This window comes from Streptomyces sp. NPDC096323, from assembly GCF_040302845.1.
GTDB lineage: Bacteria > Actinomycetota > Actinomycetes > Streptomycetales > Streptomycetaceae > Streptomyces.
Map to the genome: position 1 here is coordinate 53,439 of NZ_JBEOSI010000014.1, position 14,784 is coordinate 68,222.

Below are 14,784 nucleotides of genomic sequence, written 5' to 3' on the forward strand. Positions count from 1 at the left end.
GGCACGGGCACGCGCGCGGCCCTGCCGGGCTGATGGGCGGCATCTACCTGCCGCGCACAGCGGACGCGTTGGCAGGCGCGATGACCACCTATGGCATTCCGTTGCTGGTCCTGGCCACTACGAACTCTGCCGCGCTTACGGGTTTTGCCTTCGCCCTGGAATGGATACCGCGGCTGGCGGCGTTCGGGTGGGCCGGAGCGCTCGTCGACCGGCGCGGGGCCGCCGTGGTGTTTCAGCTCGCCTCTCTGGCACGCGCGTCAGCACTCGCCGCAGGGGCTGTCCTTCTCCACCTGTACCCCAACGGCCCCGTGGCGAGCGTGACCGTGGTGGTGCTCGCGGCGACGACGGGGGTACTCACCGAGTTCAGCTACATCGCGGCCGAGACAGCGGGCGCCGCTGCCGGCCGCCGGGCAGGACGGCGAGCCCACCGCGTGCAAGCCGTCCTGCTCGGCATCGATCAGACCGCAACGCTGGCCGGCCCGGCGCTCGCCGGACTGCTGCTGCTCGCCGGCCCGCCCCCGATGCTTGCCTTGATCACCGGGCTCTCGCTGCTCGCTGCACTGCTCGCCCTGCGCACACCCCCCTCGCCCCTCACCTCGGCCCGCGCGCCGAAGGGGCAGTCGGGGGCCGGCCTCCTCACCGGGTGGCGCACGATCCGCTCGCTGCCGGCACTCGGCTGGCTCGTCACCGGACTGACCCTCTCCAACCTGGCCACTGGGCTTCTCCAGGCAGCCGGCCCGGTGATCGTCGTCCAGCACTTCGGACAGTCCACGACAGCCGTCGGCCTGGTCTGGTCCGCGGCTGCTGGGGCGACGCTCCTCAGCGTCACCATCTGTCGGTTCGCGCTCGACCGAGTGGGGCTGTGGCCGGTCGGTGCCGCCTGCGCGATCCTCGCCTCGCTCGCCTGTCTCGCCGCCGCCCAGGCCCCCGACTATCTGTCCTACCTGGTTCTGGTCGCAGTCCTCATGGCGGCAGAGGGCGGCATGACGGTGGTCCTGCGCACCTTGCGTTCCCGCCTGATTCCCCCAGAGATGTTCGGCAGCACCCTGTCGGCGACCATCCTCATTCTCCTGCTGCCCTTCCCCGTAGCCGGCGTACTCACCGCGCTCACCCCGCCGGACGCCTTGGGCCACGTCATCACCGTCTGCGCCGCCCTGCAGGCCCTCGGCCTGTTCTGCGCCTTCGCCCGGCTGCGCACCGATCCCGCCTTGCGCACCTAACCCATCCCCAGCCTGTGGAGATTCTCTTGCCCACCGCCATCCTCGGATCGCACCGCGAGAGCGGCCGCAGCATCACCGAGCAGTTCCACACCTTCGACGCAATCAATCCGCACGTCTACCGCGACCTGGAACGCCTGGCTGCCCGGCGCCTGGCCGCGGGTGCCACCCGCGTCAGCTTGAAGGACCTCTTCGAGGACCTGCGCCGCCAACTTCCGCACGGCGTCGCCGGACTGAACAACAACTACACCGCCCTCTACGCCCGCCGCCTGATCCACGAACACCCCCACCGGGCCGGCGCATTCGAGCTGCGCCGCCGCCGTGCCGCCTGACCGCCCCCTTGTTCCCTTCGTCCCGCCATCCATTGACCGGAGAAACCTTCTTGTCCGCTCGTCCCCTCGTACTTGTTGTCTCTCCCGGTGATGAGACCTATCGCGGATACTGCCTGGAGCAGGTGGCCGCCGCGTACGACGTTGTCCTGCTCACCGGAACCGAGCCATCGTGGGAGGAGCCGTTCATCGTCGACCACGCAGTTGTCGACCTGAGCGAGCCCGCGGAACTGCTCGCCGGCGGCCAGGGCCTGGCCGAGCGGCACGACTTTGCCGGCGTCCTCACCTGGGACGAGTGGAACCTCGTCCCCACCGCCCATCTTGCGCGCGCCCTCGGTCTGACCTCGAATTCCGTCGAGGTGATGCGGGCCTGCCGCAACAAGGCCACCGCTCGCACCTTGTTCGCCAGCCACGGCGTCCCGTCGGCTGCCTCGATGAGGGTACGAACTCTGCTGGAGGCCGGTCTTGCGACGATGACGCTGGGCTATCCAGCGGTCATCAAGCCCGCCGCCTTCGCCGGCAGCATCGGCGTGATCCGTGTCGACTGTCCAGAAGAACTGCCTGCCGCGTTCGCTTTCGCCTCGGAGGGGGCGAGCCGCAGCCGCGAAGATACCGGCGTCCTGGTCGAGGAGTACCTCGACGGACCGGAGTTCTCCGTCGAGTGCATCACCCACCGCGGCGAGACCACCGCGGTCGCCGTGACCCGCAAGCACTTGGGCCCCGCACCGTACTTCGACGAGATCGGGCACACCGTCGATGGCGCCGATCCGCTCCTTGCCCAGGTTGCTCCGGCTGCCACTGCCGCGGTCAGAGCTCTGGGGATCACTGATGGTGTGCAGCACGTCGAACTGCGCCTCGTGGACGGGCGCCCCCGGTTGATCGAGGTCAACGCCCGGATTGGCGGCGACATGATCGGCCACCTTGTCCGCCTCGCCACCGGCATCGACCTGCCCAAGGCCGCTGCCGACCTCGCCTGCGGCCGGGCACCCGACATCACCCCTACCCACTGCGGGGCAGCGGGCATCCGCATGCTCTATCCGGACACCTCCGGCACCCTCACCCAGCGTCAGATCAACACTCCATTCGCCGCCCACACCCCATGGCTGCGGCAGGTGCAGTGGATCCGCGAGATCGGGGAGAAGCTCCTTCTGCCGCCGCAGGGCGACCTGTTCACCGCCCGGGCCGGGTTCTACATCGTCACCGGTCGCACCACCGACGAGGTCACCGAGCGCCTCGATACTGCTGCCGACGAGATCACTCTCACCACCCGGGCGGACTGATGAACTCTCCGCCCGATCCGCACCTCGACATCGACGGCGACGTCTACGTCTCCCCGCGCCACCTCGCGAGCAGCACCTGCACTGGTGATCCCGCCCTCGCCCCGCTGCTCGACCTCGGCTGGGACCTTCACCACGATGACCTCGGCAACGTCTACGTCAGCGCCCCTGACCAGCGCGTACGTCTGGGCTACCTGTCCGAAGGTGAGGACGACGGGCTCTGGCGCATCAACGCCTACAAGGACTCCTTCGGCCCGCCCACGTGGGGCGTCTGCTTCAACGACCGCGTCCCCACCGAGTTCGTCCAGGCATTCACCACCGCCCTCGCCACGGCATACGAGCAAGGGCCCGACGCCTACCTCGCCCGGCCGGACGACAGAAGCGAGAAGCGCGAGCCCTTCCGCGCCATCGACCCCTTCTTGAAGCAGGGCTGGACGATCGACCACCCGCGCTGGGGCGTCTTCGCGGTCCAGGCCCAGGACAGGCTCGCCGGCATGGAGGTCAGCACCGGCGACCTCGATCCGGAAACCGAACTGACGACACGGGAAGCACGCTGGCAGCTATGGGCGGGCAAGTCCGTCGACCGGCCCGTCTGGTACGCCACGGCCAGCACCAACACCCCCATCCCCCTGCTCACCGCCGTCACCGAGTGCGTCGCCGATCCGGCCCCGCTGCCCCGCTGGCGTGAGGAGACCCTCAGCTACATCGAGGGCATGGCGCAACTCACCCCGATCCTGCCGCCCGGCCCTCCGGCTCCCACACCGCTCGACGTGCAGCGGGCGGTCGCATCCCGACGCCCGGCCGCGCTCCCCGCCATCAGCGTCCCGCGCTGGAGTACCACCAGCCGACCAGCCCTGCCCGGCCCCCGCAGGTAAGACCTGCCCGCCCCCGACCGGAGACCCTACTTGTCCCTGCAGGCCGCCGAGTTCTTCGCCGAGCTGTGCCTCCCCTTCCACGACCACACCGTCGTGGGCAACACCTACCTGGCCGTCCCCGTCCCGGGCGCACCATTGCGGCTGAGAATCGACTTCACCCGCACCATCCGCGCGGACACCTACGGCGGGCTGCGCGTCGCGGTCGTCCACCCGGACCGCGGCGAGATCGACGCAGTCGCACTCAGCTTCCTGGACCACGGAACCTTCCACCGCCGTGACGAAGCCACCAACACCAGGCCGAACACCAAGCATTACGCCACCTTCGACACCTGCCACCGCCCCGGCCACCCACCGTGGGACGGCGCGGTCACGACCGGGCTGCGTGACGCCATCGAGCAGTACAGCGCGGTCTGGTTCCCCGGCGCCTGGACCGCGTCCGCGCGCAAGCGCACCGCCGGCCGTACTCCGCGCAGCACTCCGGTCCCACAGGCCGCCCCCACCAGGGACCGCAGCCGTTGAGCCCTCGTTCCGATCCCCGCGAACGCAGTTCCACGCAGTCTTCCCCGCAGGAGCCTCTCCCCGTGTTGCCCGACCCACCCCTCGACCCCTTCAACAACTTCGGCCCCGACCAGAACGTCAAGGTGCTGCCTCGCCACCTCGCCGGCCCAGGGGAGAGGGACCTTCCTGCGATCTGGCCCTTCCCCTTCGACGACGGCTGGCACCTTCACCCGGCCGACGAAGGCATGGCATTCTCCAGCAGCCCCTGCGCCCGGCTGTGGACCAGCCTCACCCTCAAACCCGACACGAAGGGTCAGGGGACGTGGACCATCGGCGCAAACCGCATCCCCTTCGGCCCCAAGACGTGGGAGATCACCTTCGACGTCACCACCCCCGCTGAACTCCTGCACGATGTCCACGCGAACTGCTCGCCGTCTACCTCGAAGACGCCACAGCGACCGCGACCGCCTGTTCGCCGACGAGACCGCGCCATACACGGCGTACGCGCCGTTGTTCGCCCGTGGCTGGAGCCACGAAGCGAGGGTAGACGGCACGCAGACCTTCCGCTCACCCGACGGTCTCGGCGCAGTTCTGCACCGCTTCAGTCGCGGCGTATCAGGTGATGCCGCCTGGACGGCTTGGGCCGGAGACCTGGGACGGCCTCACTGGAAGGCTCGCTTCACGCCCGGTGCACCCACCACGCTCGTCGCTGCCTTCACCGCCTCGCTGATCTCCACCGAACCGCTGCACCGCACCGTCAAGGACGTACCGCTGGACGTTCGAGACCGCCTCTACATGGCGACGGCGACAACCAACCAAACATCTGCGCCTTCGGCAGCGATCCCACCACCGGCATCGCCAGCCCCCCGCCGGACCCGATGACACCCCCACCACCCATCAAGGAGCCTCCTTCCCCGTGCACGCACCTCTCGTACGATCCACCGCCGTCGCCATAGCGGTGACCGGCGCCCTTGCCTGGGCACCGGCGGCAAATGCTGAGACCTCCGAGCCGACCCCCTCGGCATCCGCCGCCCCCGCTGAGACCCCGGCCCCGGACACGGGCAGCGTCGAGATCACTACGAACGACCCAGCCGGGGACGTCCTCCCCGGCGCCGCATTCCTGCTGCTCGACTCCGCCGGACAGGAAGTCGCCCGCGGTCAGACCGACGCACAGGGAAAGCTGACCCTCTCCGACCTCACCCCTGGGATCTACCGGCTCAAGGAGACGGCTTCCGGTAGCCCGAGCCACGAGGCCGTCGCCGATCAAGATGTCATCGTCACACCCGGAGCGACCACACGGCTGATGATCACTGACCCGTTCAAGACCGCCACCGTTCTTCTACAGGCCAAGGACGACAAGACCGGGGAGCTCCTGCCCGGCGCGACCGTGAATATCGGCACTGGTACCTCGACGTTGCTCACCCTTACCACCGGCTCCAACGGCACGGCCTCCGGCGAACTGCCCGTGTCCAGCCGGAAGATGCAGATCTGGGTCAAGGAGATCAAAGCCCCCGCCGGCTACGACCTCTACAAGCCCTCCAGGACGTTCACTGCGGTCCCCGGAGCCCCGGTAAAGGTGACCGTCGCCAACACCAAGACCGCGACCGACTCGACCCCCGACCCCTCGGGAAAGCCGACGCATACGCCCATCCCCACCCCGTCCGCCCCCGGCAGGCCCAGCAGCGTGACCGGCGATGCCACGCCCTCCACTCCGGCCGGCACGCCGGAGGCCGAGTCCTCGCCCACCGCAGCCGCACTCCCTCTCGGCCACTCCACGACGAATGCGCTGACGGGCTCCCTCGCGCACACCGGCGCCGACGCCACGCCGTGGCTGATCGGAGGCGCGGGAGCGCTGATCACAGCAGGCGGAGTCGCCCTCGCTATGGCACGCCGTAGTCGCACGGACGAGCACACCGACGCCTCCACCGAGAACTGACCCCGCCCCACCCTCTTCTATGGGGAGCCCCCGGATTCCACGCTGCGGAATCCGGGGGCTCCGTCGTGCGTGAACTCACGGGCGCCTCGCTAGGCTGCCGCAGTGACCGAGCACTCCCCACCACCCGGCGATCCGTCCCAGCTCTACCTGCGCATCTCCTACGACGACGAACTCTGGGACGCCCCGCAGGCTGACACGCTTGAGTGCTGGAACGTGGCCGTCCGGCACCGCCGACGTACCCACGGCGGACAGGACTCGGTCAGACCCAACGGCTGCATGAGCCCAGACTGCCCCGCGTGCAAGGTCGAGGACGTTGCCGTCGGGGCCATGACCTTCTACCGGGTTCACCTCGACCGAGGCCGCAACGCCTACTGGGCCATGGAAGAGCTGTCCGAGGAGCTGTACGAGACCGCTCAGGCGCTCCTCGATCCTGAGACGGGCTTCTACAGACGAAGTCAGCGAACGGCTGGCGTACGTCGGCTCAGCGCTGCTCGTCATGGACAGAGTGACGCTGGATCCCCCGTGGCGTGGGCACGGTTTGGCGGCCGTACTCGCCTGTGAGGCGATCAACCGGCTCATGGCCGGCTGTCGTGCCATCGCCTGCTCGCCCGGCATCACCGATCTCAGTAGTCGACGCCTGGCGGAAAGGCGCGAGTGGGACCGCGTGAACGCCAAGATCGCCAAGGGGTGGGAGAGCCTGGGGTTTCGTCGCTACCGAGACAACGTCTATCTCCTGTCGCCCGCATCAGAAGACTTTGAGGAGCAGCGCGGCGTACTTCGCAGGCGCCTCGCCGACCTTGGTGTTGCTTGGCAGGCCGGCGTGTGAGCGGTCGTACCGCCGCGTGAGACGAGGCAGGCCAAGCCAGGCCCGGCGGCCGAGGGACGTCGGCGCGCCGCAGGTGCTGCGCGAGCCTTCGTACCGAGGTGTGACTACGCAGCGCACCCGCGACACGAGCTCGCGCGCGGGCCCGCAGATGCAGCGGCACCGCCTCTCACGACGAGTTGTCCGCCCCCAGCAGCCATCGGCCCTGCGCGGCCCCGCACTCGGCCCGGACGGACACCTCGACCAACCACGGAGTCCTCCGGGCCGAAGTCGTTGACGGGCGAGCCGTGCTCGGCCTGGTAGATGGAGGCCGAGCTGCTGAGATGATGCCAATCGGGGCACGTGGTCGGGCCACGACACAGCTGCCGACAGCGTTCGGACCATTGTGGAACCGATGGCAGACTGATCTGCCCTTGCCCATCACGTTCGGGAGATCACCTGATGAACGCCACCCCCACCGCCGACGCCCATCGGTCTGAACCAGCCGAGGGGCGCACCGGCGGCTGCCTCTGTGGTCGTGTCCGCTTCACCGCCCAGGGCCCGGCAGTCTTCCCCCACACCTGTGAATGTGACCATTGCCAGAAACTCGGTGGCACCCCCGTGATGTGGTGGGTGGGCTTCAAGACGATCACCTGGACCGGCGAGGGTGGCGAACCAAGCTGGTACCAGACCTTCCCCGGTGAGGCGAAGCGCGGCTTCTGCCCTACCTGCGGCACCCGAGTCGCGGCGGTCGACCGCGACATCCCGGAGATCGGCATCAACGTCACGGCCCTCGACGACACAAGCGGCGAAGACCTCGTGCCGATCCACGCGTCCTTCCACGACAACGCCGTGCGCTGGCTGCCGTCCGTGGCACAGGCGCGGAAGTGAGAGCCAGGGCTTTGAGCATTCGGGCGGTGTCGGATTCGAGGAATCTGGGTGCGCCAAGGATCGGGGCACCGGTGACGAATTGCGAGCCGCCCCCCATTAGGTAATGGGGGGCGTCCTGCGGCATGGGGGCGGTGTCAGTGTCGTACGAATGTCCGGGGCGCCGCCCTGTGTCTTACGACATGTGCAGCGGGTCAGGCGATCAGCAGGGAGGCGGCCTTCTCTAGTGCCGCGGCGTTGGCGGCGGTGTCGTGGCCGAGGGTAAGGGCCTGGTGCGGGAGGTTGGCGAAACGGTTCGCGAGGTCCGGGGATGCGGATCCGGTGATGGGGAGGAGCCCGAAGACGTCGGGATAGCGATCTTCGGTGGACGCGGTGAAAAAGTCGTCCTCGCCGAGCGTGCAGGGGTCATCGAGCAGCGCGGCTTGGGCGCCGGGAGTGATCTGAGGGAAGAGGAGTCCGGCAGCGTGGCCCTCGGTGGCGAGGGTCATGCCGAGCATGGAGGTGAGCTGGTTGGGGAAGAACTGCGGCTTCAGCTCTCGCTTGCGGCTCTCGTCCTTCCACAGGGGTGTTGTGTCGCCGTTGATCAGGGCGTCGGTGACAGCCTGTTTCTGGGTGGGGTGCATGCGTTCACCGGCGAGCAGGCGCTGGCGTACGGGCTCGAACAAGCCGAGCGCGGACAGGAGCCCGAATCCGGCGGCTGCGGCGGAGGGCCAGGGGAGGATCGGGATGGTCCCGGTCTCGGGGTCGACCCTCACGAAGATCCGATCGTTGGCCAGCAGATGCCATCCGGCGCGGGCCAGGAGGAATGCGCTGCTGGTCTTGCCCACGCCCTTCCCGCCGAACGTCAGGAGCGTTGCTCCATTCTGGTTGGTGACGGCGGAGGCGTGCATGATCTCCCAGCCGGTGGCCAGGAGTTGCCCGCGCACGACCTCGCGGGCCAGACGGGACACGGCGGTGGCGATGGATGTTTCGTCGGCGCCGACGATGAGCATGCGGCGCAGGCCGGGCTCCCACCGATAGGCCAACTGCTCGCCCGGCTGGGCTGCAGAAACCGTGCCGTCGCTGTCACTGGTGTAGAGCATGGGTGCGCCCGCGTACTCGCAGGTCTGCGGGTTGTGGCGTGCGATGAACGAGGACAGTTCCTCGGTGGCTGCGCGGTCGACTTCGCCGGTGACGGACGGGCCGGTGGCCGGGACGGTGGCGGGGGTGGCAGTCCACCAGGCTCCGAAGTAGTGGTCCGCCCAGTCGGTGATGGACCTGGTGTGGCTGGTGACGGTGACGGCCTGGCCGTCGGCGGTCGCGATGCAGGTGGCGTGCACGTCGCTCATCGGATTCGGGTCTCCTGGGTGATGTGGTCGAACGCGGTTCGGACTTTGGTTTCGGCGGCCTGCCGTTGGGCTGCTTCGGAGGGGTTCAGGGAGGGCATGGACACGGTCGGGTGACCGGCGGTGAAGTGCAACGGGATTCCGAGCCACACCCCGCGCCATGGGGCGGACAGCTCGCTCACGCCGTCGGTGATGCCGAGTGCGTGGGTGAGCGCGGACATGGTGGCCCCGGCAGGGCCAGAACGGGTGCGTCCGATCCCGGCGTTGATCCGGGCCGGGCGCTGGGAGAGTTCGGCCCGGATCTCCTCAAGGGGTACCTGCACGCTCTGGCCGTTCACGGTGGTGGACGAGGCACAGATCACGGCGTGTTCGCCGTGTTCGCCGATGACGTGGCCCTGGACCGACGATGCCGTGGCCCCGAGGTGACGGGCCAGGGCGAGGCGGTATCGGGCGGAGTCGGTGTTCGAGCCGACGCCCAGCACGGTGTCGCAGCCGGAGACTGTGGCGAAAAGGCGGGACATCACATCGACGGGATTCGTCACCATGATCACCGTCCCTCGGTATCCGGTGAACTTCCGTGCCAGAACGGTGATCAGGGGCGCGTTTGCCGCGAGCCCAGCCATCCGTATGTCGGTGCGATCCGTATTCGTGAACACGCCTCGGGGACAGATGACTACGGCGTCACAGGCGGTCATCTCCGTGAGGGTGGCGTGCCCAACCCGCACGAGTGAACCGGTGACCTGGCGCATGTCATCCAGATCGGTGACGAGCCCGCTCGCCGTGCGTCCGGTGCCGGAGGCGACCATGACCGTGCTGCACCAGTGCGAGGCGATGAGGAGGGTTCCCACGGCCTGTCCGACCGCGCCGGCCCCGGACACGGGCAGCGTCGAGATCACCACGAAGGACCCGGTCGGAGACGTCCTCCCCGGCGCCGCATTCCTGCTGCTCGACTCCGCCGGACAGGAAGCCGGGCACGGGAAGACCGACGCACAAGGGAAGTTGACCTTCCCCGACCTCTCTCCGGGTGTCTACCGGCTCAACAAGACGGCTTCGGGAACCCCGATCCACGAGGCCGTCGCCGACCAGGACGTCATCGTCACGCTGGGCGCGACCACAAGGCTGACGATCACCGACCCGTTCAAGGCCGCCAAGGTCCTTCTGCAAGCCAAGGACGATAAGACCGGCACGCTCCTGCCCGGCGCGACCGTAAGCATCGGCACGGGCACCTCGACGCTGCTCACCCTGACCACCGGCACCAAGGGCACGGCCTCCGGAGAACTGCCGGTGTCCAGCCGGAAGATGCAGTTCTGGGCCAAGGAAATCAAGGCATCGGCCGGCTACGACCTCTACAAGCCGACTAAGACGTTCACCGCGGGCCCCGGCGCCCCGGTCACCGTGACCGTCACCAACGCCAAGGCCGCGACCCACCCAAAGCCCGACCCCTCGGACAAGCCGACGGACAAGCCCACCCACACCCCATCCACCCCGGGTACGCCGAGCAGCGGTTCCGGCGAGACCACGCCCACCGTGCCGGCCACCGGCACACCGGAAGCCGATTCCTCCACCCCCACCGCCGTGACCCCTGGCAGCAACTCCACGTCGAGAGCACCGGTGGGCTCCCTCGCTCACACCGGCGCTGACGCCACGCCGTGGTTGATCGGCAGCGCGGGAGTGCTGATCGTTGTCGGCGCAGGCGTCCTCGCCATGACCGGCCGCCGTCGCGCGGACGAGTCCACCGACGACTCCACCGAGAGCTGACCCCCACCCCCGCTCTTCGCGACACAGAGCCCCCGGATTCCACAGCGTGGAAGCCGGGGGCTCTGTCGTCTCGACCAGCAGCAGGGCCAGGTCAGCGCCCACTGCTTCGTAGTCACCCACCCTCTTCTCGAATGGCTCCGCTGGCCCGCAGAGGCACTCGCCCACCTCATCGAACGCCGGGGGTGAACGGCGAGCTGATGATTGTCGTCGTGGGCGCCGCGCCCCCGGTACCGGTGAACGGCTTCGGCAGGGCAGCACAGCCCAGGCCGCCACCCGCCAGCGAACGGCACGTTGACGTGAGCATCCCGTCGGGCCCGGGCCATCATGGCCCGCTCAGGGCAGGGTTGACGCGAACCACCAAGTCGAGCAGTGCCTTTGTCGGGCGTTGTCGACAGGACACCGCTGGCAGAGAGGGCGTCCCTTCCGGAGGGGTCAGGTCGCGAGTCGTTCCCGTGCGTATTCACGCAGCTCGATCATCGGCGGTTCGGGGCGGTCGTCAAGACGGCGGATCAGCGCGGAGGCAAGGTCGACGCAGCGGGTGGCGCCAGAGGCGAGGGCGGTGTCGAGAGCGGCTAGGGCGTCGGCTGCCGCGGCGGTGGCGTCGCGATCCTGGAGCGCGCCTTCGGCCCGGTAGGTGAGGAACACCGCTCTGGTGCGGGCGCGGCGCGGGTCGAGTTCGCTCAGCCCGGAGTTGATCGCGGTGCCGGCGCGGGTGGGGTCGCCGAGGTCGAGCCAGCATCGTCCGGCATCGGCGTTGATGTCCGCGATCGACATCCAGGAGATGACCGGCGGAGTGGAGCTGGGGTGCATCTGTTCCAGTTCAGCCTCGGCGGACGTCAGCGCGCGCTGGGTCCCATGGCGGTCCTGGAGCACGGCACAGGCCCGCGCGCGGCGAACGTCGAGCAGGGAGCGGGCGGCGGCGGTGCGGGCGCGGGAGCGGGCGTGGTCCAGGACGCGGATCGCGTCGGCGGGGCGAGACAGCCAGGTGGCCTGGTAGGCGAGGTCGGACAGGGCGACGGCGGCGAGGTCGCGGTCGCCGGCCTGGTGTGCGGCGTGGACGGCGGCCTGCCAGTGGCGTTGTGCGTCGGCGTGCCGGTCGGCGTCGAAGCGCAGCCACGCGGCGCAGTGCGCGAGTTCGGCGGCCACGGCGTGCAGACGCCGCCCGGCCGCAGGAGCGTAGCGGTCCTGAACGAGAAGGTCGATCGCGGTGTTCAGGTGTGCGTCGATGAGTGCGGAGACCCGCGGGTGGGGCCGCGCGGCCAGCGCGCGCAGCTCGCTGGAGCGCTGCTCCAGCCAGGTCAGGAGTTCTTCGTCTACGGCCTGTCCGTCGAGCGCCTGGGACAGGTGGCGGGGCTCGATGCGCGCCCAGTCGGCGGCGATATCGATGAGGGTGCTGCTGCTGAGTACCAGGAAGGATCGTCGGTCCATGCGGGTGATCTGCACCTCTCTTAGGGCGGCCCGGCTCCCTTCAGGGCTGAACGGTGCGGGCTGGTCGAAGGCGGGCAGCCAGTGAGGCCAACGGAGTTGTTCGAGCGCGGCGCCAGGCACGCCGAGGACGGCGGCCAGCAGCAGTTGGCTCTCCTCGCTCGGAGTGGCGCGGCCGGTTTCCCAGAGCCAGATCCGGTTGCGGTCGATGCCGCTGCGCAGGCCGCGCCGACGGGCCTGTTCGCGGAGCAGGCGGGCGAGGTCGTCTCCGGACCAGTGGTGTCGCCTACGCAGGTACGCCAGCGGATGACGGTCCAGATCCATCTCGCCCCCTCCACTGCGCAAGTCCCCGGCCTCCACCATGCCGTACGCAGAGGGGAGTTGAAGAGGCTTCCCCAAGGCCAGGCACACACCGGCCACACAGCTGTCCCCTGGGGTCCGGTGTGGGCGCGGTGGTGTCCTCGGCTGTGTTGACGCCGCGCATCAGCGCGGCGCGTCGAGAAGGGCTGGTCCTCGCGTGAACGCAAGAGATCGTTTCGCTGATCTGTCCGGTGCCACCGTTACGGTGACGGGGGGCTTCGGACTGGTCGGCAGCCGCATCGTGCACCAGCTCCGTGCGCTGGGCGCCCGCCCGCTGGCGGTGGGCCGGCTGGACGCGTACGGCAGCTCGGCCTACTCCTCGGTATTCGGTATTTCGCCGGGGGACCCTGATGTCGTCGTCGGCGACATCACCGACGCCGCGCTGATGAACGACCTGGTGTCGCGCAGCGATTACGTCATTCACGCCGCAGCGCTGGCGGACGTTGCGGAGTGCACCCGTAACCCGGGCGCCGCGGTGGAAGCCAACATCCGTGGCACCCAGACCGTGCTGGACGCCGCTGCCCGGCACGCCGGCACGCTCAGACGTCTGGTGTTCGTCTCCTCGGCCAGCGTTTACGGCGTCGGCAATGGAGCAGCGCACACCGAAGCCCGGTTCAGTGAGAACGACGTCCTGACACCGGGGTCGGTGTACGCCAACACCAAGCTGTGGGGCGAGCACCAGACCGCCCTGACCCTCGACGGAGCGAGCGACTCGTACGCGATCGTGCGGTACTTCTCGGTCTACGGACAACCACAGGTGGTCAAGGAGAACAGCCACAGCTGGGTGGTGGCCTGGTTCGCGATGCGGGCCGCGCTCGGGCTGCCGCTGCACCTCAACGGCGGCGGCCATCAGGTCCGGGACTTCGTGCACGTCGACGACATCGCGGAGGCGACCCTCCTGGCCGCCGTCACCGAACGCGCCGACCGCAGGACGCTCAACATCGGCACCGGCCGGGCCACGTCCATCCGGCAGGTCGCCGACCTGGTACGCCGCCACCACCCCGGTGCCCGGATCATCGAGACCCCGCGGCCACAGGGCGATCCGCTCGGAGCGTGCGCCGACATCACCCGCATGCGCGAAATCCTCAACTGGGCTCCCCAGGTGGCCATCGAGGACGGCGTGAGCCGCTACCTGACGTGGCTGGAGCAGACCCCGCAGGCGATCCCGGCGTGGTTGCACACTGAATCCGCAGCCGCCGCGTGATGTCAGATCACCGGGGGCCGTCCGAGGCGGGCCAGCCGCACCACGGTGCGCCATCGCATCGGCTTGCGGCGCCCGCACGGCGTGCGCCAGCCCTCCGCGAACCCGCCGAACCAGGCCCGCAGCCCCGACAGGCTGCGGGTCCGGGCCAGGGTCAGGGCCACCCACACGCCCAGGTAGACCGGAACGAGGAGCGCAGGCAGGTGCCGGCGGGCCAGGTAGACCCGGTTGCGGGCGTTGACCTGGTAGAAGAACGCATGCCGGGCCGGAGAGGTCCGCGGGTGCTGGAGCAGCAGTTGTGGGGTGTAGCGCACCTGCCAGCCGGCGTCGATCGCCCGCCACGCCATGTCGGTCTCCTCGTGCGCGAAGAAGAACGCGGCCGGCCAGTAGCCGATCTCCCGCAGCATCGGCACCGACAGGACGTGGGCTCCGCCGAGGAAGCCGGTCACCAGACCGCCGCGCATCGGGTCGCCGGCCCGCAGCCGGGGCACATGACGGCGCTGCGTCACCCCGGTCTCGTCCGCGATACGGAACCCGACGATCCCCAGCCGCGGCTCCGCCGCGTACATCGCGGTGATCGTCGCGACCACGTCGTCGGCGACCAGCAGCCCGTCGTCGTCCAGGTCCAGCACCAGGTCCATGTCTCCCAGGTGCGCCAGGGCGGCGTTACGGCCGCCAGTCACCCCCAGGTTCTCCTCCAACTGCACCGTCTCGACCCACGGCGGCAACTCGGGCATCGCACACCCGTTGGCCACCACCACCGTCCGCGCCGCCCCGGTGGTCTGCGACCGGACCGAGGCAAGCAACTCCGCCAGCTCTTTGGGCCTGGTGCCCATCGTCAGGATCGCCACGCCCAGCTTCACGTCTGCTCCGTACCCGTCTGTGTGAGGGAC

The 14,784-nt window shown here is 69.4% G+C and carries 17 protein-coding genes and 1 pseudogene; 13 read left to right on the forward strand and 5 right to left on the reverse strand.

All coding sequences use genetic code 11. From position 1 onward, the window contains the following. Positions 1 to 32: 32 nt before the first annotated feature. The 11 genes from ABTX18_RS32075 (at position 33) to ABTX18_RS32125 (ending at position 7,825) form a co-directional block, all read left to right on the forward strand. Positions 33 to 1,220: an MFS transporter gene (locus tag ABTX18_RS32075; protein WP_503061248.1), complete on the forward strand. Its 1,188-nt coding sequence runs from the start codon at positions 33 to 35 to the stop codon at positions 1,218 to 1,220. 26 nt (positions 1,221 to 1,246) lie between these two features. Then, on the forward strand, positions 1,247 to 1,549 hold the full coding sequence (locus tag ABTX18_RS32080; RefSeq protein WP_352126314.1) for a hypothetical protein: 303 nt from the start codon (positions 1,247 to 1,249) through the stop codon (positions 1,547 to 1,549). Between the two features lie 50 nt (positions 1,550 to 1,599). Further along, complete coding sequence (locus ABTX18_RS32085; RefSeq protein WP_352126315.1) at positions 1,600 to 2,826, forward strand: ATP-grasp domain-containing protein; 1,227 nt, start codon at positions 1,600 to 1,602, stop codon at positions 2,824 to 2,826. Then, a complete protein-coding gene (locus ABTX18_RS32090) occupies positions 2,826 to 3,698 on the forward strand; it encodes an SPDY domain-containing protein (protein ID WP_352126316.1) in 873 nt (290 codons plus the stop codon). Before ABTX18_RS32085 ends, ABTX18_RS32090 begins: the two co-directional genes overlap by 1 nt. Before the next feature lie 30 nt (positions 3,699 to 3,728). Further along, the gene (locus ABTX18_RS32095; protein ID WP_352126317.1) at positions 3,729 to 4,217 is read left to right on the forward strand and encodes a hypothetical protein; all 489 of its coding nucleotides are present in this window, start codon (positions 3,729 to 3,731) and stop codon (positions 4,215 to 4,217) included. Positions 4,218 to 4,441: 224 nt separating this feature from the next. Next, positions 4,442 to 4,819 (forward strand): SPDY domain-containing protein, encoded by a 378-nt coding sequence (locus ABTX18_RS32100; RefSeq protein WP_352126437.1) that lies wholly within the window; start codon positions 4,442 to 4,444, stop codon positions 4,817 to 4,819. Then, entirely contained in the window at positions 4,707 to 5,078 is a 372-nt protein-coding gene (locus ABTX18_RS32105; protein WP_352126318.1) for an SPDY domain-containing protein, read from the forward strand. Before ABTX18_RS32100 ends, ABTX18_RS32105 begins: the two co-directional genes overlap by 113 nt. 34 nt (positions 5,079 to 5,112) lie before the next feature. After that, entirely contained in the window at positions 5,113 to 6,132 is a 1,020-nt protein-coding gene (locus ABTX18_RS32110; protein WP_352126319.1) for a SpaA isopeptide-forming pilin-related protein, read from the forward strand. A 102-nt stretch (positions 6,133 to 6,234) separates the two neighbouring features. After that, on the forward strand, positions 6,235 to 6,693 hold the full coding sequence (locus ABTX18_RS32115; protein WP_352126320.1) for a hypothetical protein: 459 nt from the start codon (positions 6,235 to 6,237) through the stop codon (positions 6,691 to 6,693). Further along, complete coding sequence (locus ABTX18_RS32120) at positions 6,671 to 6,958, forward strand: hypothetical protein (RefSeq protein ID WP_352126321.1); 288 nt, start codon at positions 6,671 to 6,673, stop codon at positions 6,956 to 6,958. Before ABTX18_RS32115 ends, ABTX18_RS32120 begins: the two co-directional genes overlap by 23 nt. 438 nt (positions 6,959 to 7,396) lie before the next feature. After that, positions 7,397 to 7,825 carry a GFA family protein gene (locus ABTX18_RS32125; RefSeq protein WP_352126322.1) on the forward strand — a complete coding sequence of 143 codons (429 nt, stop codon included), beginning with the start codon at positions 7,397 to 7,399 and terminating at the stop codon, positions 7,823 to 7,825. A gap of 191 nt (positions 7,826 to 8,016) precedes the next feature. Here the strand turns inward: ABTX18_RS32125 and ABTX18_RS32130 are convergent, their stop codons facing one another. The 3 genes and pseudogenes from ABTX18_RS32130 to ABTX18_RS32140 all read right to left on the reverse strand — a co-directional run. Beyond that, positions 8,017 to 9,150, reverse strand: coding sequence for a phosphoenolpyruvate carboxykinase (ATP) (locus ABTX18_RS32130; RefSeq protein ID WP_352126323.1), 1,134 nt, complete (start codon positions 9,148 to 9,150; stop codon positions 8,017 to 8,019). Continuing rightward, positions 9,147 to 9,692: a Rossmann-fold NAD(P)-binding domain-containing protein gene (locus ABTX18_RS32135; protein ID WP_352126443.1), complete on the reverse strand. Its 546-nt coding sequence runs from the start codon at positions 9,690 to 9,692 to the stop codon at positions 9,147 to 9,149. The genes ABTX18_RS32130 and ABTX18_RS32135 overlap by 4 nt, the downstream gene beginning before the upstream one ends. Positions 9,693 to 9,695: 3 nt before the next feature. Next, positions 9,696 to 9,995 (reverse strand): annotated as a pseudogene (locus tag ABTX18_RS32140) (lactate/malate family dehydrogenase); the annotation flags it as partial. Here ABTX18_RS32140 and ABTX18_RS32145 point away from each other — a divergent pair. Then, entirely contained in the window at positions 9,895 to 10,905 is a 1,011-nt protein-coding gene (locus tag ABTX18_RS32145; protein ID WP_352126324.1) for an MSCRAMM family protein, read from the forward strand. The pseudogene ABTX18_RS32140 and the gene ABTX18_RS32145 overlap by 101 nt on opposite strands. Before the next feature lie 432 nt (positions 10,906 to 11,337). On the opposite strand, the gene ABTX18_RS32150 is transcribed toward ABTX18_RS32145, so the two are convergent. After that, positions 11,338 to 12,654: a helix-turn-helix transcriptional regulator gene (locus ABTX18_RS32150; protein WP_352126325.1), complete on the reverse strand. Its 1,317-nt coding sequence runs from the start codon at positions 12,652 to 12,654 to the stop codon at positions 11,338 to 11,340. A 193-nt stretch (positions 12,655 to 12,847) separates the two neighbouring features. On the opposite strand from ABTX18_RS32150, the gene ABTX18_RS32155 reads away from it, so the two are divergent. Continuing rightward, positions 12,848 to 13,894 carry an NAD-dependent epimerase/dehydratase family protein gene (locus ABTX18_RS32155; RefSeq protein WP_352126326.1) on the forward strand — a complete coding sequence of 349 codons (1,047 nt, stop codon included), beginning with the start codon at positions 12,848 to 12,850 and terminating at the stop codon, positions 13,892 to 13,894. Positions 13,895 to 13,896: 2 nt separating this feature from the next. Here the strand turns inward: ABTX18_RS32155 and ABTX18_RS32160 are convergent, their stop codons facing one another. Continuing rightward, complete coding sequence (locus ABTX18_RS32160) at positions 13,897 to 14,727, reverse strand: glycosyltransferase family 2 protein (RefSeq protein ID WP_352126438.1); 831 nt, start codon at positions 14,725 to 14,727, stop codon at positions 13,897 to 13,899. Positions 14,728 to 14,784 lie beyond the last annotated feature (57 nt).